Genomic DNA, 25,976 nt, shown 5'->3' on the forward strand with positions numbered 1-25,976 from the left:
GAACTCAGGGAAAAAATTGGGCGAGCTTCTGGCTTTCGGGTGCTGCCAATCCTCCCGACGGAGGAATCGAATTACTCGGGGTTGGAGTCTGAAGTTGGATTCCGAATTTGTTCGGCTTCCGGACAATCTTCTGCAATTTGCGGATCGAAATATCCTCTCGAAACCGAAGCCAACTTCTGACTGACAGCACCTATGCTTTCTAGGCGCACCATTTCTTCCCAAGAAGAGATTTCGTCGTCTTCTTCTGTTTCATAGCGCAGGGTGACTAGATCCCCCTCGATATCGAGGATGCGGGCTTTCTCGATCCAGCGTTGCTGATCCCGCAAGAAGATACAGACTTCACGACCGTCACAACAAAGTTGATAAATCTTGCGATGTAGCATTTTAAACTTATCCTGAGAAGTGCGCTGACTATGGGAAGTCTCTAACTAACAACTAAGCCAATCATTTGAATAATAATAATTAGCTTACTTAAATTGTACCCGATCCCTTGAGAAAATGGAGAAGTCCGTCGCCGGCTCTCAATGAGAGTCTCCTTCGTCCGAAGTCAGTGGGAGGAATTCAAACTTGAGCGATTTTAACAGACTGGTGTATCCTGGCTCACCCAAACCTGCTAAACTTGGCTTCAAAATAGAAAGAATTCTCTGTCTCGACTCGGGGGAGATCTCGACATTTACCGCCTAAATCGAGGGGAGCTAGGCTTGGTGCGATCGTATCGGTTGAGTTGACCGGAGAACCGGCGATCGCAACTTGGAGGTCAAACCGTAAAATAAATTTGCAGGTTTTGTGGCAATAGAGAATCTGGGGTATCTCTTGCGTTCAATGCTGGTTGTGTTAGGAAGTGCGTGTATATGGTTTATGCCGAAAATTTATCTCAACCGTCTATTTTTGCTTTAGCTCGCTCGGGTGATTTTCAAGCGATTAGTTACTTGATTAACAGTTATCTGCGCCCCCAAGGGATTTACGCTCACGTCGGACTGCAAGGACGGGGACGCTTGCAGGTGTTGGTGGAGTTCCAAACCGAACCGGTCGCCGATCGTATTATTAAATTTATCTGTCATCTGTTGTGGAAGCTGAACTCTCCAACGGTGGAAGGGGTGCAGATTCTCGGGCGCTATACCGGTGAGGGTCCGGTGTTGTGGAAGCAGTCGGTGAGGATTGTTACCCCCGCCAACCAAGTCCGGCGACGCTCTCGCAGCGGAACGCTCGATGGACTCAAGTTCAGAATGTTCCGCACTTTGCTGATGATGGGTTCGGCTCTGAGTGCGTTTATTTTGGGATGTTGGGTGAGCTACTATGAAGTATCGGCTCAACTGCCCCAATCTCCGACGCCGGCTCAACAGAATGTCGTTTCTTCTACTTTACCTCCCAAGCGTCCCGAGCAAGTGCAGGCAGCTTTGGAGGTGGTTCCGGTGGTTCAGCACACCACAATTCAAAAACCCAACGATCCGACTGTAACGCTGATGTTTGGGGGAGATGTGACCCTTTCTGACCATTTTGAAAGGGTTGTCGGTGACGATCATACCTGGGCTTTTGAAAAACTAGATGAATACCGCGAGGTCGATGTGGCTATGGTGAATTTAGAAAATCCCTTAACCCGTTCCACGCTGCGCCGTCCCAACAAGCAGTTTAATTTTAAAGCGGACCCGGAAGCGGTGCAAGTGTTGGCCAGCGGGGGGGTTGATATTGTTAACCTCGCTAATAATCATGCGATGGATTATGAGGGCGAGGGACTGATTGAAACCCTCGAAACTCTCGAAAATGCCGGAATTCACGCGGTTGGGGCGGGTCGGGATCTCACCGAAGCCCGACGTCCGGAGATTCTGGAGGTTAAGGGTCAGCGAATTGCCTATTTTGGCTATTATGATGCGGATTTTCATGCGGCCGGTGAAAAGACTCCCGGCACGAATCCCCGTTATGATGAACGGGTGGCGGCCGATATTCAAGCGGTTCGCGATCAGGTCGATTGGATTATTGTGAATTTTCATTGGGGGGTTGAACTGGCTCAGTATCCCGGCGACTGGCAAATTGAACTGGCTCGATTTACGATTGAGCAGGGGGCGGATTTGGTCGTCGGACATCATCCCCACGTGTTGCAGGGTGCGGAAATTTATAAAGGTCGGCCGATTGTTTATTCTTTGGGTAATTTTATTTTTGGGGGAAATAGCCGCACTGATTATGATACGGCGGTTTTAAAGGTGTCGCTGAAGGCGGATCGGAAAATGAAGGTGGAATTTTTGCCTGTGGAAGTTCGACAATATCAGGCGAAAATTGTTCGGGGTCAAAAGGGGGATGAGATTTTACAAAACGTCGAGCGTCTGTCTCGTATTTTTGAGGAACCGATGACTTCTCCGATTGTTTTGGATGCTCCGAGTTCTTCTGGGGTGCGTTCTGTTGACAGCAAACCGGTTGCTCCGGCTTCTCCCCAACTCCCGAATTTATCTCAACCCACTGAAGCCTCTCAAGAACCCGAGATTTCAGAGGATGTTGTAGACGACTCGGGTGACGCCCAACCCACTGAAACGGTGAATTTACCGCCTCAGTTAGCTCCGGCTTCGGAGGGTTCTGATTCGGTTAAACCCTACATTCACGACCCTTTTATTAAAGATCCGTTTATTTCGGTTCCTCCCGCAACACCACAATCAACATCGACTTCTCGCGGTGACAACGATCAAAGTTGGGGTTCGATCTCTTTTGCTTTGTCTGAGGCTGAGGTTCACGGCGATCGCAAAGGAAGGGTTGAGTTACCTCCGATTGTTTCTGGGGTTCAAGAGCGGGGTTTCAACTTTTGAGCCGGTGTTTCGTTGATGGCTTTGGCTCAATTTTCACGGCGTTCAAATTGCCAAGATCCGCCAAGAAAATTGGCGGATCTTGAATGTTAAAGTTGACTCTCAACGGACTGGCTTTGTGCGACAATGGCGTTGTATTCTTCTGGTGAACCTTTTCGCTTTTTTTGCGGGAAGCCCTTCTTCTAAATGCGGTAATGCTATTTGTAGGATTAAAGCTGTACGGAGATGTTGGTTTTCCCAGGGGAAACGTTAAAATCAAAAAGGTAGCCGACCCACCATGACCAGAGAAAACCGACAGAAAGACCACTCGGGATCTTGGGCTGTTCAGCCGGCCGATTCTCTTGCCTACGGTGAAACTCCAACTCAAATTTAACCCCTTTGGGCGCAGGGGGTCTGCCCGGGTACGGCGCCACGCTGTACGGGAGTGCAGGGGGGAGTCATCCTGCTCAACCTGCAAACGCCGTTTGAGCTAAAAGAGTTTTCCGATTCTCTTGGCTTCGGCGCTATCAACGGGAATCTCACATCTGTTTGGCATTGCCGTCAGTGTGAGTACCTGACGCTCAGTTTTCCATCACTGACGAATCACTGTGTTTGCGATCGCTCTAGAAAAAAAACAATACAAGACTTACTGCTTGTTGGATCATCACTATCAATCTCGCTTGGAGGTTGTACCCGAACGCGGGGGGATGATTACTCGTTGGCAAGTCAAAGGTAAAGAGTTACTGTATCTCGATACAGAACGGTTTGCTAATTCTAATTTGACGGTGCGGGGAGGTATTCCGATTTTGTTTCCCATTTGTGGGAATTTGCCCGAGGATGCCTACCTCTATAATGGTCGGCGCTACACGCTCAAGCAGCATGGTTTCGCTCGCGATTTGCCCTGGACGGTGACAAACCAGGTGGCAACCGATTATGCGGCGATTACCCTGACGTTAACCAGCAATGGGGAGACTCGCGAGGTTTATCCGTTTGATTTTGAGTTGGAGTTCACTTATAAGCTGAAGGGTTCGGATTTGATTATCTTTCAGCGTTTTACGAATCTGTCGGGGACGATGGAGGGTTTACCTCCTCAAGTGATGCCGTTTTCGACGGGGTTGCATCCCTATTTTTGGGTCTCGGATAAGTCTAAACTGCTTTTTGAGATTCCGGCGATGCAATATCGGGACCAGATTACCCAAAAATTACATGATTTTACGGGTCATTTCGATCCGAATGTCGATGAGATTGATGGGATTTTTGGCCCGTTAACGGGGTTGGCGGCGACTGCAACCGATTTGAGTCGGAATCTGAGAATTCTCGTGGGTTATCATTCGGCTTACTCGAATTTGGTGTTTTGGACGGTGAAGGGCAAAAATTATTACTGTCTCGAACCCTGGACAGCCCCCCGCAATGCCCTGAATACGGGAAAATTGTTGACCTATCTCCCTCCTGGAGCCACTTGTGAGATGTTGGTTCATCTCAACGCCACATTTTTTTGAAAATCCCCTTTCTTTTTCCAAAAAGCTGTGCTACAATCATTTATCGTTGACTCAAATTGAATGAACGGGTCGCTAGCTCAGCGGTAGAGCACTCGGCTTTTAACCGATTGGTCCTGGGTTCGAATCCCAGGCGACCCATAAAAAAGAAAGAAGCGATACACGAAGTTGCTCTAGTCGTTTTTCACCAAACCGTAAAGCGATCGCCCGGAACGGAAAGTTCGGCTCGTTCAGCTAATTATATAATAAAATCGCCGTTTGCTTCTTTGAAAACTCGATAGTTCCAACTCACTGTCATAGGTCTTCTGGTTCTCCACAAAGTAAAACCGTGTTATCTTAACGACTTTAATTGTATTTGTTTTTATTGTCTATACGCTCCGATTCTCCAGCTTCTCTAACTGCTTGTTCGCCCATTCTCTTAACTGTTCATCCGAATCATTTTCGGCTCTATCCCGCAACAATGGCAACGTTTGAGGATGATTGAGATAGTTTTTAACAATAGCTTTCAGTGCGATTTCTCTGGGGTTATCTTGCCAGTCTTCCTGGCGTTCAAAAGAATCGTTGAGAGTGCGATTTTGTAGAAATTCAAACATCCAAGGTTCATCTTTCCAGCCTTGGGCGAGTTCTTCCACCGCCGCAACTCGCACAGCCCAAATTTCATCATTCTCAGCCCGGGATTTGAGGATATTCAGCGTATCGGGGTGATTGTTATAACCTTTGGCGAGTTCTTCCACCGCCGCAACTCGCACAGCCGAATGTTTATCATTCTCAGCCCGGGATTTGAGGATATTCAGCGTATCGGGGTGATTGTTATAACCTTTGGCGAGTTCTTCCACCGCCGCACGTCGCACATCCGGATGTTCATCATTCTCAGCCCGGGATTTGAGGAATTTCAGCGTATCGGGGTGATTGTTATAACCTTTGGCGAGTTCTTGCACCGCCGCACGTCGCACAGCCCAATTTTCATCATTCTCAGCCCGGGATTTGAGGAATTTCAGCGTATCGGGGTGATTGTTATAACCTTTGGCGAGTTCTTCCACCGCCGCACGTCGCACAAGCCAATATTCATCATTCTCAGCCCGGGATTTGAGGAATTTCAGCGTATCGGGGTGATTGTTATAACCTTTGGCGAGTTCTTCCACCGCCGCAACTCGCACATCCGAATCTTCATCATTCTCAGCCCGGGATTTGAGGAATTTCAGCGTATCGGGGCGTTCTTTCCAAGTATTAGCAACCGTTTGAACAGCTTTGGTGCGAATCTCTTGAACTAACTTTGTTTCTTCTTGATCACGGTAATCATAGTAATAATGCAAATCGTAGCGGGTTAAATCTTTTATTTTTTCAAAGAGTTGATTAGCAACTGTTATCACCGGATTAAGAGTTCTGACTTCTGCCAAACATTCTGCGGCGAGAAACAAATTCATAAATTTATCCGCTTCTCCATCCAGCGCCATCAAATATTCCAATACTTTCCCGATAAACTTCGCATCCAACATTCCCGCCATTAACCGTAAGACTTCATGCCAAGTTTCCTCCCGCCAATGTTCGGCATAAACTTGAACTAATTCATCTTCGGTTAGCGATCGCTCTTTTTCAAACTGCCAAACAAACTCCCAAGCGCAGAAATATTCTAAAAACGTTCGATGAACAAAGGCATAAAAATCACTTCCTACATAACAGAGAATAAAATTACGAGTTCGCAACTGTTCAATCAAAGCCCGGGCAATTGTACGGGGTTCGCTGACAATATCCCGCAAATATTCTGTTAAAATTAGTTCTAAATTTTCCCGATTAATCAGGTTTCCGGCTAAACCTTGTTCATTTTTTTGCATACAAGACGCGACTCGCCGCAATATTTCCTGTTTATCTTTGTAGTCAATTGCTATCGGGTCAATTTTCTCATCTCGCAATGTTCGTTCAATATCCCATTGATGCAATAATACCCGTGAGGCTTGGTTGTAGAGTTCGGGGCGATCGCGAGGCAGTTCTTGGTTGCGGTTGAGAATAGCCATCATGGTCAATAACAGGGGATTTCCGGCGAGTTCTCGAATGGCTGAGGAGGTAGAAATTCCCTGTTTTAAGCGATCGCGTTTTCGGATTTTATCGGCTTCATCAGTAAAGGTTAATTCGTGCCAATTTTGAATAAAATCTTCGATTTGTTCATCTTCCAAATCTTGTAACATGAAATGCCGGAATTGTGCATCCCTCAACCGTTGGGCTTTGTAACCAATCACGCGAGAAGTTGCGATCGCTCGAATGTTAGGATAATCGTTAGTAAAGCGGTGAATATCGTTGATTATTTCTTCCCGTTGGGCGGGATCGAAGACTTCATCTAACCCGTCAAACATTACCAAAACATCACCCCGTTGTAGTCGAGTATGAAGTTCCTGTTGCGGTAAACGACAAATTACATTACCGTGATGGAAAAATTCTAGAAAATCTTTGCATTTTTTCTCTTGTTTTTCGCGGCTATAGGTTCGCAGTTCAATTAATAAGGGAATGGGATGATCGGGTAATTCTTTTGCGGTCAGTTCTGCCCAGTTTAAAGCGAGATATTGTAGCAGTGTTGATTTTCCCGAACCCGGATCGCCCAGAATTACTAAATATTGATAATCGGGATTGTTAACAACTTCTAGAACTGATTGAATTTGCTGTTGGGAATAGCGGCGACGATGTTGTTCTAAATCTTCTAAATCTTCTTGGGAAAGATTTTCATCGAGTTCTCCCCGTTCTTTGAGTTGTCTAAAATACTCTTTGGGTATCTCATAAACTTGGGGTAAATATTCCTGACATTCCCGCACGTTCTGGGGCATAAAAATTCTCCATAGTTTGAGGGCGTTGTAGGCGTAACCCGTTGTATCGAGGTTTTCTAGCTTCAGATTTCCATACCGTTCTCGGATGCCTTCTTGATGTTTTATCAGGTCAAATTCTGGCTGAACGGGAACAGCATCGGCTAATTTTGCTAAGTTTTGAGAATCAAGAATTTCTCGAAGTTCGGGCGTTTCTTGAATAATCGCTTTAACTTGTCTCTGATATCGTTTGGCGATTTTTTCCCAGTCAAACTCATCGGGTAGAAATTTTTTGCCAACTTCTAATTTTTGCCAACGTTCTTTTAGAAATTTTGCGTTGAGAGAACTTTGATCGATAAAAGTTTCCCCCAATGCTTCCGCAACTTCTTTATCTTTAATAAATTCTTCGACCGATAACTTATATTGTTGAATTTCTATGTATTCTAAATCGGCATCTTCGAGTTCTTGTTGAATTAGTTTCAAAAATTCTGTAATCGCTTTACCTGTCGCAATTTGAAGCGGTTCTTTTTCGGGTAATCGCAATACATTTGATAGACAACTTTTGAAAAAGTCTTTAACGTAATCTTTGGCTGCGTCTTTTGCTAAGTCTTGTAAAATCGGTTTGAAGACAAAGCCAACAGCCTGAGTAACACCCCACAACGCTAACCAATCTATCATCGTTGAGAATTACGAGTATAGGTTCGCTTCTATGATAACCCGCAGGTTGATGATTCGCAGGGTGCATCAGACTAGAAATTAACTATTCGCATCATTAGCTGAAAAATCTGATCCACCCTACAGGCTAACTATATATTCCTATTCTCAAACTTCTCTAACTGCTGGTTCGCCCATTTTCTTAACTGTTCGTCGGAATCATTTTCGGCTCTATCCAGCAACAATGGCAACGTTTGAGGATGATTGGGATAGTTTTTAACAATGGCTTTCAGTGCGATTTCTCTGGGGTTATCTTGCCAGTCTTCCTGGCGTTCAAAAGAATCGTTGAGAGTGCGATTTTGTAGAAATTCAAACATCCAAGGTTCATCTTTCCAGCCTTGGGCGAGTTCTTGCACCGCCGCAATTCGCACACGCCAGTTTTCATCATTCTCAGCCCGGGATTTGAGGATATTCAGCGTATCGGGGTGATCCGGGTAGCCTTGGGCGAGTTCCTCCACCGCCGCTTGTCGCACATACTGATCTTCATCATTCTCAGCGCGAGATTTGAGGATATTCAGCGTATCGGGGTGATCCGGGTAGCCTTGGGCGAGTTCTTCAACCGCTGCGTATCGGACGGACGAACTTTCATCATTTTCAGCCCGAGATTTGAGGATGTTCAGAGTATCGGGGTGATCCGGGTAGCCTTGACCGAGTTCTTCGACCGCCGCACATCGCACGGACGGATTTTGATCATTATTGTAAGCCCAGGTTTTGAGGATACTCAGAGTATCGGGGTGATCCTTGAAGCCTCGGGCGAGTTCCCGCACCGCCGTTTGTCGCACAGCCCAATTTTCATCATTCTCCGCGCGAGATTTGAGGATGTTTAGAGTATCGGGGTGATCCTTGTAGCCTTGGGCGAGTTCCCGCACCGTCCCCCGTCGCACATCCAGATGTTCATCGTTCTCAACCCGAAATTGGACGATTTTCAGCGTATCGGGGTGATCCTTGTAACCTCGGGCGAGTTCCCGCACCGCCGCCATTCGCACGGTCCAGTTTTCATCATTCTCAGCGCAAGATTTGAGGATGTTCAGAGTATCGGGATGATCCTTGTAACCTTGGGCGAGTTCTTCGACCGCCGCACGTCGGACCGCCGGATTTTCATCATTCTCAGCCCGGGATTTGAGGAGACTCAGAGTATCGGAGTGATCCTTTTTCCTAACGCCCCACAACGCTAACCAATCTATCATTGTTGAGAATTTTGAGCAGGGGTTCGCTTCTATGATAGCCTATCATCAACCCGGTTTCTCGGAGATAGAATCCGCGATCGCGGCTTAGTGCTGAAAAATCTGATGCACTCTACTGACTAACCCCTAGTTGAACAAATCGGCAGATCAACACAGCGATCGCCAATGACTGCAATGTGTAACGGTTCTTTACGATCGCGACCGATTCAGCAATATGAGTGATAGGATGCCGTAAAAACCTTACTATAGACCTTCTATGGCAGAACAACTGACTGGAAAACCCCCGATTTTCGGTGGTAGCACCGGTGGCTTACTTTCCAAAGCCGAAATTGAAGAAAAATACGCCATTACCTGGACTAGCCCCAAAGAGCAAGTCTTTGAAATGCCCACAGGTGGTGCCGCTGTAATGAATGAAGGTGAAAACCTGTTATACTTGGCCCGCAAAGAACAATGTCTCGCTTTAGGGACTCAACTGCGGACAAAGTTCAAGCCGAAAATTGAAAATTTTAAAATCTACCGCATTTTTCCAAACGGCGAAATGGAATACCTGCATCCGAAAGATGGGGTATTCCCTGAAAAAGTTAACGAAGGCCGCGATTTCTACGGTAAGATCGACCGTAATATCGGCTCCAATCCCGATCCGGCTAAACTCAAGTTTAGTGGAAAAACAACTTACGAAGTTTAGTGCTTGACCTTTGAGCAAGGCTAAATAGAGTATTGCTACGCTCAATGATGGCAGGATGAAGGTCAAAAAAAGCCTTCATCCTTCACTGTTTAATCCTCTCTAGTCCGCTATGATGTTTCCTGACTTCTCGCAATTTCAAAAATTAGCTACTCTTGGCAATTTTATTCCCGTGTACCAAGAATGGGTAGCGGACTTGGATACTCCCGTTTCAGTGTGGTATCGAGTCTGTGCCGATCAGCCTTACAATTTTCTCTTAGAATCGGTTGAAGGCGGCTTGAAGTTGGGACGCTACAGTATGGTAGGTTGTAACCCGGTTTGGGTTTTAGAAGCGCGAGGAAGACGGACAACTCAAACTTATCGCGATGGCACCACAGAAGAATTTGACGGCGATCCGTTTAAAGTATTACAAAACTGTCTGGCCCCCTATCATCCGGTAAAATTACCGCAGTTACCCCCTGGAATTGGGGGTTTATTTGGGTTTTGGGGATATGAACTGATGCGCTGGATCGAACCCCGTGTTCCGGTGTATGAACCGACAGAAGATCAAATTCCCGATGGTTTGTGGATGCAAGTTGATCATCTGATTATTTTTGATCAGGTTAAACGTAAAATTTGGGCGGTTGCTTATGCCGATACTCGCAATGGCGATCTCAAAACCGCTTATCAAGAAGCTTGCGCGCGCGTTACCCAACTGTTAAATCAATTGGAGTCACCGCTATTTTCACGGGAACGAACGCTGTTAGAATGGACACCGCCAACGACAGATAAACAACAGTTACAGATCGGCGAAATTGACGGTTATCGCAGCAATATTTCCCGAGAACAATTTTGTGCGAATGTCGAAAAAGCCAAAGCCTATATCAAAGCCGGAGATATCTTTCAAGTGGTTTTGTCGCAGCGACTTTCAGCCCCCTACGAAGGCGAACCTTTTGCGTTATACCGTTCTTTGCGCTTAGTTAATCCTTCGCCTTATATGGCTTATTTTAACTTTGGGAATTGGCAGATGATCGGATCGAGTCCCGAAGTGATGGTCAAAGCGGAGAAAACCCCGGAAGGAAAAACCGTCGCCACTGTGCGTCCCATTGCGGGAACTCGCCGCCGGGGACAAACCACCGCCGAAGATGATGCGCTGGCGGCGGAGTTACTCAAAGATCCCAAAGAAATAGCCGAACACGTGATGTTAGTGGACTTGGGGCGAAATGATTTGGGGCGGGTTTGTCGTCACGGTAGCGTCAAGGTTGATGAATTAATGGTGATTGAAAGATACTCTCATGTGATGCACATTGTCAGCAATGTTGTGGGAGAATTGGCCGACGAGAAAACGGCTTGGGATTTGTTAAAAGCTTGTTTTCCGGCCGGTACCGTTAGCGGGGCGCCGAAAATTCGGGCGATGGAAATTATCCACGAGTTAGAAGGTTGTCGTCGCGGGCCTTATTCTGGGGTTTATGGGTATTATGATTTTGAAGGACAGCTAAATAGTGCGATTACGATCCGAACGATGTTAGTTAGTCCTCAAACTGATGGTAAATTTGTGGTGAGTGTTCAGGCGGGGGCGGGTTTGGTTGCCGATTCCGATCCTCAGAAAGAATACGAAGAAACGCTCAATAAAGCGAGGGGTTTATTGGAAGCAATTGGTTGTTTAAAAACTCGCTAAGTTTTAAATTTATTTGGGTGCAAAATGGGGCGGTTTGTAACTAGATTTCTGAACAGGAGTTGGGGAATTTAATTGGCAAATCTACCCGGATTAAAATTTAATGATTTTAAGGATTCTGTTGTCTAATTCATTTTTGGTGAACTAACCATTTACAAACAAAGACGAGCATCATGGATTTTTATATTGTTGATGTTTTTGCGGAAGATAAATATGCAGGGAATCAGTTGGCGGTTGTTTTCGGAGAGGGAGTAAAATCTTTATCAGATGCAGAAATGCAGCAAATCGCCCAAGAGATGAACTATTCGGAAACTTCTTTTATTCCCTCCAGTCAAACTGAAGATGGCGGCTATGATGTGCGAATTTTTACGCCTCAGAAAGAATTGCCTTTTGCGGGTCATCCTACTTTGGGTACTGCATACATTATTCAGCAAGAATTTATTCAAAAACCCGTCGAACAAATTACTTTAAATTTGGGGGTTGGACAGATTCCGGTGACTTGGACTGAGGATGAGGATGGGGATGAAATTTTATGGATGCGACAGAATCAAGCGGAATTTTATCAAACGTTAGCGGTTGATTTGGTGGCGGAAACGTTGGGGTTAGAGGTGAGTGAAATTGATTCTAAATTTCCCATTCAAGAGGTTTCGACTGGAATTCCGTTTATCGTGGTTCCGGTTAAAAATCTCGCGGCTTTGAAGAAAGCACAAGTGAATTTAGAACCGTATTCTAAGCTGATGGAAATGACTCATTCAACTGAGATTTTAGTCTTTTCTCCCGAACCTTATAGCCCGGAAAATCATATTAGCGCGAGAATGTTTGCGCCGGCTTTGGGAATTCCTGAAGACCCCGCAACCGGAAGCGCTAACGGATGTTTGGCGGGATATTTGGTTCAACATTCCTATTTTGATCAAGATGAGATTGAAGTTAAAGTTGAACAGGGTTATGAAATTAATCGCCCTTCTATTTTGTATTTAAAATCTCAAAAAATAGCCGATAAAATTGAAGTCATGGTCGGCGGAAAAGTTGTTAAGGTTGCCAAAGGACAACTGTTTTAAAGCCGTTCGATTTTCCTCAAATCTATCCCTACTATTCTAACAGAAAAAACCTCGATTTGCAACGAACGCCGCTATCGATTTAGTGCATCTATTTTGAGAAAAATAACTAAAATAATCTCTTGATCCAATTTCGTTTTTCTTCTTCGCGGCGCTCCCATTCTTCCCATTCTTCTTGATTAGAAGTTGTGGGATAATTCGGACGATAATTTTCATCAAAACAAGCCACGCCACCGCCTCCCAAAACACAATCAACTTGAGCTTGAGTGCGAGGAACTAGCACAACGGTTTGGGTGTTTTCCCTTGAGGCTGAAGCTTGAAGCGGCGGTGTAATAACTTTCGGTTCTTCGGGGGTTTGAGACTGGGGATATTCTGGAAGGATAGGAATTTTTTCAGTTTGTTCGACGGGTTGATCGTTTGGCGAGATAATTTTTGAGAGGAGAAAACCTCCGATCAAAGTCGTTGCTACAATAACTCCGATAAATTGTAGCTTGCTAAGTTGATTGCCATTTGTTGAATCGGATGCCATTTATATCTCTCCTAAAAATTAGAGTTCAAATGGGGGATGAATTCAAGCGATAGCAATTCTCACAAGTGGTGAGGTACAGGACTTTATGTTTTGGACAAAAGTCAAGAGGAAAGATGAGAAAGGCTACAAATACATTATACCCAAATTTTAGATTGAGTTAAAGAGCGACGCCCAAACGCTCAGACATCAACTCCCCACCCCAAGAGGGTCAAAACCCCCTCGGGACTTTGAAAAATTCCTACATCCGTTTTGTCACCCAATTAATCCGGTAAATTTTTGGGGAAATTAGTTGTTCTCAAATCAACAGAATTACCGGAAAAAGCGATGCAACAACTGTTGAATAATCCAAGGATTATTTTGCTAAAAGAGGTAGGAGTATGTACGAATACATCGTAAAATTTACCAATGAAGAACTCCCCGGTCAACGGATTCGCTCCAATCAATGGCTTGATGTCGGGACTGTGGTGGAAATTAACCAACCTAAAGGAAAGGTCATCGCTTCTGTTGCAGTGGTGACGAAAAAATATTCTCAAGAGTTGCAAGATTATGACGCGGTTTTACACCTGGATTTACTCCAATACCTTGTTAATTTACCAAGTCAGATTAAACGATTTTACCTCCCCGATCTGCGTCAGTTTGAACAGAAAAAATTATTAAATTAACTCAATAGTTTTTCAAGTTTAAGAATCCATTTTGAATATTTGAATAGATGTTTCAATCGGTCTCAATTGCAAAAATAAAGGAGGTGGTTTAAGCGGTTAACCATCTCAATTACATCCTCACGGACTCCCGACACCCGACAGCCCTCAACCGAATTGAGTTGAAATATAAAACAGCTTATTGATGATTGTCTCGATGTCGAAAAGCTGTTGAGGTCAAGTTTACACAATTTTTTAGAAAATCTCAGAAAAAAACAGGGCCAAGTTCAGAAATAGAGATAGGAATTGATTTGAAAGACAGGAGGAAAAATCCAAACCCAGTTACTTAACAAAACTTCAAATTAAAACTCAAAACTAATCTTAGCCTAAAAGTGGCTTTTAGGAAACGGACTGAAAAATGTTTTTTCAGGGGTGTTTTTTTGTTTCCGAATCGGGAACATTGTTTCATTTCTACATAAAAAACATCACAAAACGTTAAAATTTGCCCAAATGACAACGAAAACCTAACAAGATGGGTTAATTTAAAACATCGGCATCTAACTCTTACAGAATATATAAAAAAAAATGAGTATAAATATGGAAACGACAACTTTAATCTTTGTTGATGCTCGGGTTGACAACTCTCAGAGGTTAATAGAAGAAACCGCACCCAACACAGAAGTTATTGTTCTTGATTCTTCTCAAGATAGCATCGAACAAATTACCGAAACGTTAGCCGGACGAACCAATATTGAGAGCGTTCAAATTATTTCTCACGGGAACGACGGACAGTTAAATCTGGGCGCAACAACATTAACTTCTGAAAATATTAATAGCTACTCTCAACAGTTGAGTCAGTGGGGAAATTCGTTAACAGAAAATGGAGATATTTTACTTTTAGGCTGTAATATTGCCGCTTCCGATAGTGGGAAAAATTTCGTACAACAGTTGAGTCAAATCACCGGGGCGGATGTTGCTTCATCGGAGGATTTAACTGGAAATGTAAATCTTGGGGGAGACTGGGTATTAGAATATGCAACCGGGTTAATTGATGCGCCTCTCGCCCTGCAAATTGAAGCGATGGAAGCTTATGATAGCGTGTTAGCAGAGTTTACCGTTGACACCGTTGCCGAATTAAAAGATGCGATTGAAGAAGCTAACAATACACTTGAAAGTGACGAGATTTTTATCGAAGGGGATATAGACTTTTTTAATACGATAAATCTCCCTATCATTGGTGAGATTAACGTACCAATCGAGTCATTGAATATCGACCCAACAAATGGGACAGATGACAGAATTTCTATCTACGGAAACGGTCACACTATTGATGGGGGTAACAGTTCTCAAATCTTTAGTCTTTTTAGCGGAACAGTCCTGATATCTGACCTCACTATTGAGAATAGTCGCGCCAGAGGAGGCGAGGGAACCGATGGCGGTGGCGGAGGTTTGGGGGGCCGGCGGTGCCTTGTATATCGACGGCGGAAACGTCACGGTTGAAAATGTCACCTTCAACAACAACCAAGCCATTGGCGGAAGTTCTCCCGACGGTGCGGGACGGGGAGGCGGTTCGGGAAACAATGGAAACCCAGGAGGCGATGGCGGACAGTTAAATGGTGTCTTGGGAACTCCCGGTGCTGGTGGCCAAGCTGGTGACACAAACGGAGAAAGAAACCGGGCTAACGCTCAACCCAAGCAACTTGGCGGAAATGGGGTCTTTGGAACCGGTGGCGGCGGTGGCGGTGGTGGCGGTGGTGACACCGGGCTAGCGCCCGATGGAGGTCGAAATGGCGGTAACGGTGGCGTTGGCGGCTTTGGGGGCGGCGGTGGCGGTGGCGGTGGCGGTGGCCGAGATGACGGAGAACTGGGCGGCGAAGAACACGGTAACAGAGGAACCGGGGGTCAAGGAGGACAATTCGCAGGTAATGGCGGTGGCGGCGGCGGCGAAGTCCAGGATGGCGCTCAAGGTGGCGGTGGCGCCGGTTTAGGCGGGGCAATTTTTGTTAATTTGGGTGCCTCTTTAAGACTGATTGATGCAACATTTAATAATAATAATGCTCAGGGAGGAACGGGGGCAAATAATGGTCAAGGTCGAGGTGGGGCAATTTTTGTAATGGAGGGTGCCACTGTTAATGAGATTGGTACTAATAACACAAATCCTCCCTCTAATGGTGATAATGATGTCTATGGAGTTATCGGTGATTTAACGCTTCCAACACTAGAGATTTCTAACTTTACGAACCCCTCGGAACCGAGTCAAAATGGTTTAATTGAACTTCAGCTTACTCAAATTTTTGACCACGATATTAAAGTTAATTATAGCATTAGTTCTGATAGCACTGCAACAGAAGCAACAGACTATATTATCCCTGAAACTGGAAGTCTTACTATTCCTTCCGGTCAAATCAGTGTCGAAATTCCAGTTACTATAATAGATGATCCTCGGTTTGATCCGGATGAAACAATTATTTTCACGCTGGAAGAAGGCGACCGTAATTTTTATCAAATAGACTCGGATAGTAGTAGCAGAACACTCACAATTGAGGATGATGAACTTCCCGAAGTTCGGATAACACCCGCAACCATACCGCAAGAACAAGGTGAGGTCAAAGGAACATTTGAAATTGGGCTTTATCAACCCAACTCAGACGAAGAATTACAGCTTGATGCTGACTTAGGAATTTATTATGAGATTCTCGAAACTTCAACTGCTACCCGAGGCGATGATTATAACCTTGAGTTAGAGGGTGAGGAAATTAACCCAAACTTTTTCACAATTCCTGCTGGAAATAGCAATCTCACAATTAATATTATCCCGTTTGATGATGACTTCATTGAAGGGTCTGAAGACATCATATTTACGTTAAAGCCAACTGACCCAGACGGAAATCCAGTCAATTATGATGTTTTTAATACAGCAGGTGAAGCAACATTATCAATTATTGATAACGAAAAACTCCCCATTGTTAAACTTGGAACAATTGGCAATCCTTCGGAAGATGGGCCGACTTCGGGAAGTTTTAGTATCTTTTTATCTGACCCAGACACGGGTGAAGTGTTAGAAAATCCGCCCATTCAAAGCGACGGAGAAGCGTTAGAATTAGAGGTTTTCTTTGAAGTTAGTGGAACGGCTAATAACGGAGAAGATTATTCTTCTATTTTAACATCTTCGATTACCATTCCCGCCGGAAAAACTAGCCAAGCTATCCCAATAGAAACCTTAAATGATTTGATTTATGAAGGGAATGAAACCGTTATAATTACCCTTTCCGATGAAAAGCCAGACGGTGCAATTTATAACATTGATACCGCCCCCGCAACCCTAACGATTACCGATAATGATACCGTTGGAATTACGATTTCTGAAATTAACGGCGATACAAACGAACGGGGAGGAGAAGCGAGTTTTACCGTTAAATTGGATAGCGAACCGGAAGAACCTGTTACGCTGAATTTTACCAGTTCCGAACCAACAGAAGGAGAACTTTTAACCTTTTCTATTACGTTTGATGCTAGCAACTGGAATCAATTCCAAACGGTTAACGTGGCGGGGGTTGATGATAGCGAAAGAGATGGCGATCGCAATTTTACCATTCTAACTAATATTAGCACTGAGGACGCTCAATATAGCGAATTAGACGTTGCAGAAATCGAAGTTAAAAATATCGATGATGAAACCGAAAACGTTTTAATTACTCAGTCAAACGGAAGTACAGAAATCAGCGAAGATGGAACAACAGATAGCTTTGAAGTTGTATTAACGGGTTTTCCCATTGATGACGTTGTTGTTAATATTACCCCAGATTCTCAAGTCGATATCGGGAATGGAATTGGACAGCCCATCGCCCTAAATTTTACGCCAGAAAATGCAAGTACACCGCAAATTGTAACAGTAGAAGCGGTTGACGATGACGCTGTAGAAGGCGAACATCTCAGTAATATTAGCTATATTGCGAATAGCAACGATCCGCTTTATGCGGGTTTGGGAGGAGAAATTAATGTTGATATTGCAGACAATGATAATCCCACCGTTAGCCTAAAATCTGTTGGAAATGGTAGCGAACAAAGTATTATTCCGGGTGTATTTCAACTCGCGTTAGATCATCCCGCATCCAGTCAGGGATTAACCGTTAATTATACCGTTTCCGGGGTCGCGACTGCGGGAACAGATTATACAATTTTTGGCTTGGATACGGTTACAAAATCCGGTTCTGTTTATATCGCACCCGGAGAAACCGGAGTTAACATTAACGTTACCCCAATTCAAGATTTAGTCACAGAACTAGGCGGAGAAACTGTGACCATTGAGTTAGAAACGGGAACCGGATATAACATCGGAACCGTTGACCCCCAGAGTGTAATTATAACCGATGATGATGTACCGGGTGTGCGAGTTCTTGAAACCGGAAACGGTACCCAAGTTGTCGAACAAAACGCCACATCTGTAGACACAAATAAAACAGATCGTTATCAAATTTCTCTGACGAGTTCTCCGGGAATTGGTGAAACTGTTACTATTACTCAGAACTTTAATAATACTAACTTACAACTGCTTGATTCCGATCAAAATCCGATTACCGAAATTAGCTTTGATGAGACAAATTGGAACCAATCCCAAACGGTTACTGTTGTCGGTTTGGATGATAGCCAAGCGGGAACACCCGAACAAATTATTACCCACAGTTCCAGCAGTAGCGATGCAACTTCTCCCTACAATAACGGTCTAGAAATCGATGGGAAACTCCTCCCGGAAGTTACCGTAGAAATTAGCGAACCCACTTTTGATTCCGGGGAAATTGCAGACGGTTTAGAACTGCTTTTAGAACGCATCGCCGAAAGTTTGCGGGAGATGTTTCAAGATACAAACCTCCCGATTATTGGTTCTCTCAGCGGTTCCGAACCGACGTTTATCGAGACGTTAAAAAACAACATTGTTAACGCCATTAAAAGCACCGCAAACCTCACCCAAGACAAGTTAGAAAACTTACTGAAAGAAAAATTAGAGACAATTTTCCCCGATGTTGAGGTGATTTCATCTTCCCTTCCCGAAGAAATTGCTTTTGATATTGATTTGGGTAATCGTTATGAAACCAAAGCAAATTTATCCAAAGATTTTGGTTTACCGGGATTGGGGTTAGAAGTTGATGGAAAAGCCGAAGCGAATTTTAACTATGATTTGGGGTTAAAATTTGGCTATCATCAAGAGTTTGGCTTTTTTGTTGACACCGAAGAAACCCAACTTACAGCCGATGCGTTTGTTGGTTTTGATGACAATTTTAACGCCAAAGCAACGCTAGGTTTCCTAGAATTAAATGTAGAAAATGGGGCGGAAGATACAGAAAATGGCGGAACCAAAAACACCCAAGCCGAACTTAATGCTAAATTTGCATTAGAAGATATTGACCTCGACTCCGAGGGGAATTTAATTGAAGATTCCGGCGATGGAAACCGCCTGACTTTGACCGAATTAAAAGGCTTTAATACACTCCGAAACAACAATAAAGCCAGCCTAGAAAATCTGTTTGAACTGGATATCGAAGCCGATGCACAAGTCGGGTTAAACGCCAAGACAAGCATCTCCGGTAACGCTGCAATTCCCGCTTTTAATTTAGAGTTAGTCGGAGAATTTGATGCGTTAAAAGTAGACGGATTTAAAGTTACTCCTCCCCAAACTCCTAAAATTAGTTTCCAAAATGTTGAGATTGATTTGGGTACTTTTGTTAATAGCTTCTTTAAACCCATTGTCAAACAAGTTGATAAGGTTTTAGACCCCTTCCGACCCCTCGTTGATGTTTTGGTTAAAGATACAAAATTACTCTCAAAAATTGGCTTGGATGGCTTTTTTGATAAAAAGTTACCCACTCCCGATGGTGGCGATGGCGAGGTTGCAACTATCGAACTTGCTGATGTGATTTTGCGAACTTTGGGTAACGAACTTCCCCCGAGTATTTTTAAGTTTTTAGAGACTTTTGTTAAAGTTAGCAACTTTATCGAACAGATTAATAGTTTACCCGCAGGAGAAAATATTGCTATTCCGTTGGGTAATTTTAGTTTACCAAAATTGCAAGATTTAAGCAATTTAAGTTTTAGTGAAGTTGAAAATATTGCTGAAAATATAGCCAGTCTAAAAGACGATTTTGAGCAAATATTCCAAACAACACCCGACGCCGCTAAAAAGCAAGCCGCAGACTTTCTCAATAAATTTACCGACAGTCTAAATTTACCCAATATAGACGATATTCTGAATATCAAACAAAAATTTTCTGTGTTGGAAAATGAATTAAATAATATCCGAGAAAACACCACCGATACCGCCAAACAGAAAGCGGTTCAATATCTCCAGAATTTAATCGAAGATACTTCTTTACCCGACCTCGAAGATATTCCCGAAATTCAGAAAAATATTAACGTTCTCGAAGCCGAATTCAATAATCTCTCACAAACCACCTCTGATAATACTAAAAAGCTAGCAGTTGAATTAATTCAGAGTTTCACGGGAGATATTAGTTTACCGAGTTTACAAGAGATTCTCAGCTTTCAACAAAACGTTGATGTTCTCAAAGACGACCTCGAAAATCTCTTACAAAATACAACAGATACCGCCGAACAACAAGCGATAAAATTTATAATAGACTTCGCAAAACGTCTACCGTTATCGGAATTTGCCGATTTTAGCAATATTGATTTAGACGATATTGAACAACAAGTTACCAACCTACAAACCGAACTGGATAAAATTATCCAAAATCCGGGTAGTTCCAGTCAGAAATCAGTCACAGAATTTACTAAGAGTGTCACCTTTGGAAATGGAAGTGACGAACCGCTTTTTGACTTCCCTTTGCTGAAAAATCCTACGAATGCGATCGCGTTATTTTTGGGTCAAGATGTCTCTTTATTTACCTTCGATGTTCCCGAAGTTGCCTTTGATGTTAGTGTGCGAAAAACCTTCCCCGTTTACGGGCCAATTCGCGGTTTATTAGAAGGAAAATTTGGTGTTGCTGCTGATTTTGCTATTGGAATGGATACCTTTGGTTTGCGTCAGTGGAAAGCAAAAGATTTTGCTTTTGATGAATCTTACCGGGTTTTAGATGGGTTTTATATTAGCGATCGCGAAAATGCAGATGGTACGGGCGATGACGTTGCAGAAGTGAAACTCAATGCAACTATTGCAGCGGGAGCGGGTATAGATATTGTTGCGGCTTCGGGTTATCTAAAAGGCGGAATTGAAGGGTTATTTAACCTTGATTTAGTTGATAGTGGCGAAGCGAATGGAACCGATGATGGTCGCATTCATGCTATCTCTGAAATTGTACCCCGTTTTGATGATTTATTGAGTTTGTTGGGAGAGGTTAACGCTTTTCTGGGTGCGGAAGTTAAAATATTTGGGGGAACCGTTTATGATAAACATTTCGCCACCTTTAACCTCGCAGAATTCAAAATTGGGAACAGCAGTATCGGCAAAGTTCAGGATGGTTATATTGCGGGAGGAACTGTATTTTTAGATGCGAATTTTAACGGCATTCAAGACTACGCCGACCTCAATAATAACGGAGTTCGTGACTTTGAAGATGTCAATAATAACGGTATTCGAGATACCTTTTCCGCACCCGATCTCGACACCGGAGAAACCGTTCAACTTCTCGAACCCTTCAGCGAACCGTTTAGCGAACCTAGCACTTTTACTAATGCCGATGGTAGCTACAATCTCAATATTTTCGATGAATTTGATACCAACGGAAACGGCGTTATCGATGCCGATGAAGGTCGAATTATTGTTGTTAACGGCGTTGATACTTCCACCTTCCTAAACCAAATTGTTCCGCTTACAACCACACCCACCGCTACCATTGCTTCCCCTCTAACTTTAATCGCTTCCCAACCGTTAACCCCCGACTTTGAAGCAGCGAAAACGGAAGTTAAAAATGCTTTCAGTCTCCCCGCAGAATTAGACCTTTTTGCAGATATTCCCATCGATGTAGAGGTTGGAGTTTTGGCGTTACAGGTTCAACTGCAAAACTTGGTTATTGCAGCCACTCGGGAAATTTCCCAAACGCCGTTTATTGGTTTAGAAATTGATTCAGCCGAGGTGAAAAACCAAGCGGGTTTACTTTATCTCGACAGCAACAATAACGGTCAATTTGACACCGAAGAACCCCAAGTTATTAGTAGTCGTGATAACGGTGGCGTTCGTTTTCTTGACCTCAATAGTAACGAAGAATTCGACGAAGGCGAACCGTCTTCACCGCTAACAACGGCAGCCATTGCCAAAGAAGTCTTTCAAACCGTTGCTACTCTCATCGACAGCGGAGAAACGCCAGACTTAACGGATGAAACGGTTGTTCAAACTTTAGTTGAAAATGCTATTTCTAGCTTAACACAAACCGACCAAAATCTCAATCTAGATGGCGAAAACTTAACCGAACTTGTTGCAAAAATTATCGATAAAAATCAAAGCATCGACAGCATTTTAACCAACAGTTCCAACTTCTTGGATGCGGACACCGCACGTCAACAAATGATTCGTCCTTGGGTGTTCTTTGACGCCAATTATAACGGTATTCAAGATGCCAACGAACCCTTTGTATATCAACAAGCAGACGGCACCAATGACCTAGAAATTCCCGTCGAACCATTTGATACTAATACCAACGGAAGACTCGACCCCAACGAAGGAGAAATTGTCGAAGTTTACGCCTTTGAACCCGTAGAATTAGCAACAGGTTACTCGCAACTTGTTAACAATCCTTTTCAAACTTTAGTTCGCTTACTCGCCGAACCCGTTAACCCCGAAGCCGCACAAACTTTAGTTAAAACCGCTTTAAATCTTCCCGATGTTAATCTCTACGAATTTGACGCACTCAAAGAAATCTCCGAAGGAAATACAGACGGTTTAACCGTATTCACAAAACAAGCTCAAATTTATAACACCTTGGTTCAATTGGGTCAGTTTTTCAGCAGTTCAGAAGGCAATATTAACGAAGCAACCAATCGCATTTTAGAAGAAATCCTCGAACAAATTAATCAACCCAACGGCACCTTAAATGTTAGCGATGCGACTCAAATTCAAGCCATAATTATCAGTATTAATCCTGACATTGAAGCCAATGTAGCCGCAGGTGTTGCCAATATTATCGCCGAGGGAAATATTCGCATTGATGAAATTGTTGCGAATGACAATCTAAATTTAGTTGAAAAAGCAACAGAAATCGCTAAAATTCAGCAGGTTGTTCAAGGAGAAACTGCCAACGGTCTGCAACAGGTGGGAGCGGGAACGTTATCCATTGAACAGGCAATTTCTAACCATACAGGCGCAACTTTAACCAGTAAAATAGAAGCTTCAACTGCTGAAGACCCAACCTTTCAACTTGATATTAATAATAACAATCCCGTCGCCGAAGCTGACGAAAATATCACGGTTCTAGAAGATACTGAAACGATCATTAATGTTCTAGAAAATGATCAAGATGAGGATATCGATGACACTCTTACTATCACCGCAGCCAATAGTTTAGAAATCGATGATGAGGGAGAAATTACGGGAATTCTATCTGAAACCACAACTCAAGGTGGAACTGTAAAAATTGGCGAAGATGGTCAAACCATTACCTACACACCCGCTCTAAATTATGTTGGTGAAGATAGTTTCTTCTATCTTATTACGGATAGTAAAGGCAGTGTTGCCAATGCAGAAGTTCAACTAATGGTTGAGTCTGTTAATGATGCACCCGAACTGCTTGAAGAAATTCCCGACCAGTTTAATCTTCAACAAAACCAGACCTTTAATTTAGATATTTCGGGTTATTTTAACGACCCCGATGGCGATGTTTTAACTTATTCGGCGATCGCACTTCCCAACGGCTTGAATATTAATCCGACAACGGGTATAATTAGTGGTATTATCAACATTAATTCTGCTAGTCCGTTGGCGATCGCAGTCTCGGCGACAGATACCAATAACGCCAGTGTTAGCGATCAGTTTGACTTGAGTTTTCAAGCTATTTCTGAACCCACTCCCACCCCTCAACCAACTCCTCAACCCACTCCTCAACCCACTCCTCAACCAACTCCTCAACCAACTCCTCAACCAACTCCTCAACCCACTCCCGAACCTCAACCAACTCCTCAACCGACTCCTCAACCGACTCCTCAACCGACTCCTCAACCAACCCCCGAACCCGAACCTCAACCGAGTCCCGAACCTCAACCGAGTCCCGAACCTCAACCGAGTCCCGAACCTTCTCAACCCCGTTCAGATAGCGATGGAGATGGGGTATTTGATATTTTTGATCCGACTAATTTAATTGCAACGATCGCTTTTCCCGACTTACAACCGCCTAACTTAAATATCTCCACCTCGTCGCAACCTACCGATAACGTCGATGCGATCGTTGCAAGTCCAACCCAGACGGGTATTGTCTTCGGGTTGGAAGGAGGAGATTATATTCAAGGAACAGAAAATAATGACGAAATTAATGGTAACGAAGATAACGACTTTATTGACGCCAAAGATGGAAATGATACCATTTTGGGGGGTAAAAATAACGATCAAATTCGCAGCGGATCGGGAAATGATTTGACTTTTGGAAACTTAGGAAATGATACCCTTTCCGGCGATCGCGATGATGACTGGATCAACGGTAACGAAGACGAAGATCTCATCGATGGCGCCGGGGGAAACGATGAAATTTATGGCGGAAAAAATGACGACAAAGTGCGGGGAGGAACTCAAGATGATACACTCTTTGGTAATCTCGGCGCCGACTTGATGGAAGGAAACGAGGATAACGATATTCTCTTTGGCAACCAAAATAATGATACAATTTCTGGGAACTCCGAGCAAGATTTCATCTACGGGGGTCAGGGAAATGATTTACTTGACGGGAACTCGGGAGATGATGTTTTATTAGGAGACAACGGCGACGATACCCTCGATGGCGGAGAAGGGAATGACTCGCTGATCGGAGGAAATGGAAACGATCTGTTAGTCGGGGCTATTGGCGCTGATACCCTCGCGGGTGGGGACGGAAGCGATCGCTTTGTTTTGGTGGTCGGTTCGGGTACAGATGCGATCGCCGATTTTGTAGACGGTGAGGATATTATTATTCTTGATGGCGGCTTAACCTTCGAGCAATTAACCTTAAGTTCTGTTGAGAATTCTACCGTGATAGAAGTCAATGGAACCCCTGTGGCTATCCTCAACAATATTCAAATTAATTTGCTGACAGCAGAAGACTTTTCTACTGTCATTTAATACTAATTTGACCGAAGGTTAACTCGAACAGCGCCAACTTCAACCCCCTAAGATTTTGGCGTGGTTTGAGCTTTTTTAGCAATCGCTTTATCTTTTTTAGACGCTTTGAGAAATCTCGGGGAATTTTCTATCGGTGGCGCCAATTCTTCAAGAAAACCAAACACATCTCGCTCCGGTAAAAACCTCGCTTTCACCTGTACAAATTGGGGTTTACCTTGCTGTTCTTTATCGAGCTTGGGATTAAATCTAAACGGTTTAACCGGGGAATCTTTCCACAAAATCGGAATATGAGAAGCTTTCATAAATTTAACTTTTCGGTCGGGTTCAGCTTCTTTTATCCAGGCTAACCGTTCGGTTTTAAAGTTGCGAAAAATAGAAATACAAGGCACCCGACAAACGGGGATAAATTGCCACAAGCCACAGAAGCGAAATTCTCCGTCTTTTAACTCGGCTTCTATCCCCGAGTTCGTCTTTTCTTCGCTGACAAAACCCACAAGTTGAAAAGCCACGCCATGAGGTTGATCTCGTTTGGGAAAGTGAAACAGTTTGGGATAAACAATGATCCGTTGCACAGGATTTCCGCTGGTTTCAATCTCTTTTTTTAAAGCATCGTAGGCTTTTTGTCGCCGCCCGGGAATATAAAAAAGTCGGTATTCTTTATCTCCTAATTTAATAGTTGATTGTTCTTCGGTTAAAGTGACTTCTCCTTTGAGAATACCAATTCCCTGAAACTCAACTTGAGAATCATCGCTTTGTTGTTCAACTGGGGGGTCCGAAGCGGGAGAAGCGGATGGGACTTCAGAGGGAGTTGAGGGTTTTGCTTCCGGTTTTGTTGGGGTTTCAGCCTTAGGTTTAACAGGTTTAACCGGTTTAACAGGCTTAACAGGTTTTATCGGTTCAGATGAGGATTGAGTCTGCACTTTTTTCAGTAAAGCCTCATACATGGCTTTTTGCTTGGGGTTGGTTGCTGTTTGGATTAATTTTTGAAGCTTTGCTTCCTGAGGTGTAGTCATTCTGTGTTTTTCTAGCAATACTAATATCTTACTCAGTCAATCCAAGAATTTTCTCTTGAAACAATTTAACCCCCGCCACCCGGACTCCACAGAAACCGCCCAAAACTTGACCATCTCTAACTCAGACGACTTCCTCCCTTTCGCCCAAACGCCCAGACATGGGGGGACACGAAAGCCTCGGGGAAAAAATCCGACTCACAGAG

Annotated in this window: 13 protein-coding genes and 1 tRNA gene; 9 read left to right on the plus strand and 5 right to left on the minus strand. The window is 43.8% G+C overall.

Annotated features, from left to right (window positions below; genetic code table 11):
- Positions 1-71: 71 nt before the first annotated feature.
- Positions 72-383 (minus strand): DUF6679 family protein, encoded by a 312-nt coding sequence (locus ACL6C3_RS11600; RefSeq protein ID WP_413167324.1) that lies wholly within the window; start codon positions 381-383, stop codon positions 72-74.
- Positions 384-851: 468 nt separating this feature from the next.
- Here ACL6C3_RS11600 and ACL6C3_RS11605 point away from each other — a divergent pair, with 468 nt between their 5' ends.
- From ACL6C3_RS11605 to ACL6C3_RS11615, 3 genes are all read left to right on the plus strand, one after another.
- Positions 852-2,792, plus strand: a complete 1,941-nt coding sequence (locus ACL6C3_RS11605) for a CapA family protein (protein WP_413167325.1) — start codon at positions 852-854, stop codon at positions 2,790-2,792.
- A 584-nt stretch (positions 2,793-3,376) separates the two neighbouring features.
- Positions 3,377-4,267 (plus strand): aldose epimerase, encoded by an 891-nt coding sequence (locus ACL6C3_RS11610; RefSeq protein ID WP_413167326.1) that lies wholly within the window; start codon positions 3,377-3,379, stop codon positions 4,265-4,267.
- 66 nt (positions 4,268-4,333) lie between these two features.
- Positions 4,334-4,405 (plus strand) — tRNA-Lys (locus ACL6C3_RS11615).
- 227 nt (positions 4,406-4,632) lie between these two features.
- On the opposite strand, the gene ACL6C3_RS11620 is transcribed toward ACL6C3_RS11615, so the two are convergent.
- A complete protein-coding gene (locus ACL6C3_RS11620; RefSeq protein WP_413167327.1) occupies positions 4,633-7,731 on the minus strand; it encodes an NACHT domain-containing protein in 3,099 nt (1,032 codons plus the stop codon).
- 128 nt (positions 7,732-7,859) lie between these two features.
- Complete coding sequence (locus ACL6C3_RS11625) at positions 7,860-8,954, minus strand: HEAT repeat domain-containing protein (RefSeq protein ID WP_413167328.1); 1,095 nt, start codon at positions 8,952-8,954, stop codon at positions 7,860-7,862.
- 253 nt (positions 8,955-9,207) lie between these two features.
- On the opposite strand from ACL6C3_RS11625, the gene ACL6C3_RS11630 reads away from it, so the two are divergent.
- From ACL6C3_RS11630 to ACL6C3_RS11640, 3 genes are all read left to right on the plus strand, one after another.
- Complete coding sequence (locus ACL6C3_RS11630; RefSeq protein WP_413167329.1) at positions 9,208-9,636, plus strand: photosystem I reaction center subunit II PsaD; 429 nt, start codon at positions 9,208-9,210, stop codon at positions 9,634-9,636.
- Between the two features lie 109 nt (positions 9,637-9,745).
- On the plus strand, positions 9,746-11,290 hold the full coding sequence (gene trpE, locus ACL6C3_RS11635; protein WP_413167330.1) for an anthranilate synthase component I: 1,545 nt from the start codon (positions 9,746-9,748) through the stop codon (positions 11,288-11,290).
- 170 nt (positions 11,291-11,460) lie between these two features.
- Positions 11,461-12,345 carry a PhzF family phenazine biosynthesis protein gene (locus ACL6C3_RS11640; protein WP_413167331.1) on the plus strand — a complete coding sequence of 295 codons (885 nt, stop codon included), beginning with the start codon at positions 11,461-11,463 and terminating at the stop codon, positions 12,343-12,345.
- 106 nt (positions 12,346-12,451) lie between these two features.
- Here the strand turns inward: ACL6C3_RS11640 and ACL6C3_RS11645 are convergent, their stop codons facing one another.
- Positions 12,452-12,871, minus strand: a complete 420-nt coding sequence (locus tag ACL6C3_RS11645) for a hypothetical protein (protein ID WP_413167332.1) — start codon at positions 12,869-12,871, stop codon at positions 12,452-12,454.
- A gap of 377 nt (positions 12,872-13,248) precedes the next feature.
- Between ACL6C3_RS11645 and ACL6C3_RS11650 the strand changes: the two genes are divergently transcribed.
- The 3 genes from ACL6C3_RS11650 to ACL6C3_RS11660 all read left to right on the plus strand — a co-directional run bounded on the left by ACL6C3_RS11650 (position 13,249) and on the right by ACL6C3_RS11660 (position 24,760).
- The gene (locus ACL6C3_RS11650) at positions 13,249-13,533 is read left to right on the plus strand and encodes a hypothetical protein (RefSeq protein WP_413167333.1); all 285 of its coding nucleotides are present in this window, start codon (positions 13,249-13,251) and stop codon (positions 13,531-13,533) included.
- A 573-nt stretch (positions 13,534-14,106) separates the two neighbouring features.
- Positions 14,107-15,009 carry a DUF4347 domain-containing protein gene (locus ACL6C3_RS11655; RefSeq protein ID WP_413167334.1) on the plus strand — a complete coding sequence of 301 codons (903 nt, stop codon included), beginning with the start codon at positions 14,107-14,109 and terminating at the stop codon, positions 15,007-15,009.
- The gene (locus tag ACL6C3_RS11660) at positions 14,906-24,760 is read left to right on the plus strand and encodes a Calx-beta domain-containing protein (RefSeq protein ID WP_413167335.1); all 9,855 of its coding nucleotides are present in this window, start codon (positions 14,906-14,908) and stop codon (positions 24,758-24,760) included. The genes ACL6C3_RS11655 and ACL6C3_RS11660 overlap by 104 nt, the downstream gene beginning before the upstream one ends.
- A gap of 47 nt (positions 24,761-24,807) precedes the next feature.
- Here the strand turns inward: ACL6C3_RS11660 and ACL6C3_RS11665 are convergent, their stop codons facing one another.
- Positions 24,808-25,773 carry a hypothetical protein gene (locus ACL6C3_RS11665; protein ID WP_413167336.1) on the minus strand — a complete coding sequence of 322 codons (966 nt, stop codon included), beginning with the start codon at positions 25,771-25,773 and terminating at the stop codon, positions 24,808-24,810.
- Between the last annotated feature and the right edge of the window lie 203 nt (positions 25,774-25,976).

This window comes from Capilliphycus salinus ALCB114379, assembly GCF_047276495.1.
In the GTDB taxonomy this organism is placed as follows: domain Bacteria; phylum Cyanobacteriota; class Cyanobacteriia; order Cyanobacteriales; family Microcoleaceae; genus Capilliphycus; species Capilliphycus salinus.